Raw genomic sequence first — 247 nt, 5'->3', positions numbered from 1 at the left:
ACATAGACCAGCCATCATCAGTTATTTTACCACAACAAGATCTAAAAGTTGGCCCAGATTTAGCACAAGCTACTATCGATAGGCTTGCCACATTACCAGAACTGGAGTACGAGCTAGAACGAACTGAAGCCGCAAAATCTCTCAATAACATGTCAGTTCGATCGCTAGATAAGCTAGTTAAGAAAGCTAGAAGTAAAATAGAGTCTGAGACATCAGAGAGCTTGGTCATTGATACTAAGCCATATGC

At 40.9% G+C, this 247-nt stretch carries 1 protein-coding gene; it reads left to right on the top strand.

Annotated features, from left to right (window positions below; genetic code table 11):
* Nucleotides 1-247: hypothetical protein (locus tag AAEZ06_RS28005; protein ID WP_350617442.1), on the top strand; the 247-nt coding region annotated here is incomplete at both ends.

This window comes from Pseudomonas sp. HY7a-MNA-CIBAN-0227, assembly GCF_040310325.1.
Classification (GTDB): domain Bacteria; phylum Pseudomonadota; class Gammaproteobacteria; order Pseudomonadales; family Pseudomonadaceae; genus Aquipseudomonas.
Note: the sequence above shows the minus strand (reverse complement) of the source record. Positions and strands in the feature narration are given on the sequence as shown.